At 40.8% G+C, this 856-nt stretch carries 1 pseudogene; it reads right to left on the bottom strand.

From position 1 onward, the window contains the following. Window positions 1-796, bottom strand: a pseudogene (locus BQ7314_RS06420) (hypothetical protein); the annotation flags it as partial. Window positions 797-856: the final 60 nt, after the last annotated feature.

Here is an 856-nt window from a genome sequence, read left to right as displayed (position 1 = left end):
CTAGAGAAGGTAATAAGAAATAATCTTTATCGTTTGGTAAATAGTACTGAGCACCGTTACCACTTGAGGCAGCAGTTGTACCTGGATAGGTCACATTTACACCTGCTGCTGTACTACCAGAAACCGCAGTAGTGTGGTTAGCCGCGTAGTTAACCAAGGCAATAGGGTCAGCAACAAAAGCCGCACCATTAGCCAAATCTAAAAGAATTGAGCTGCCAGATAGACCACCTGTTGGAGTAAAAAATCCAGCCGGACTAGCGTTAGTGGCATGATAAGCTATTGTAGTCGGCGCAACTGAAGATACTGATCCACCTCTAGTCCATACACCATCTGCCAACGCTTGAGCTATAACACCACAATCTTTAGGCGTACCTGTTGAATCATGAAGCAACCCAGACACAACTGTTCCACCTGCACTAACATTTGTTGTGGCGGTAGTCAGTGTCACAGTGCTATCTATAACACCCATTTCAATAATTTCAACATAACCTTCACGCGCATCAACTACTGATGTTGCTTTATAAACATCGCCTTTTAAAGGCACACCGCCCGCTGGGATAGCTGGAAAAGTACATGTTTTATCATCTGTACTTAACCTTGGGCTATTTACACCGTCAGCTGTAACTGTGAAAGTAAAAACATCTTGCGGTGACATATAGACATTAAAATCTAAAACGTCATTTGAATTACCTGACTCACGTAAACGTACTTTAAGTGCTTTATAATCACTAGTTGTATTTCTTACGCTAAAAGCTGTTTGAAAGTTATTATTAGTATTATAGTAAGGAATGTGCATGAAATAACTTAGGCAACTTATAAAGTTGTTGCGTCAGGAATGGCAGTATAATTCCATTGC

Origin of the sequence: methanotrophic endosymbiont of Bathymodiolus puteoserpentis (Logatchev) (genome assembly GCF_900128525.1) — a bacterium.
Classification (GTDB): Bacteria; Pseudomonadota; Gammaproteobacteria; order Methylococcales; family Methylomonadaceae; genus Methyloprofundus.
Note: the sequence above shows the minus strand (reverse complement) of the source record. Positions and strands in the feature narration are given on the sequence as shown.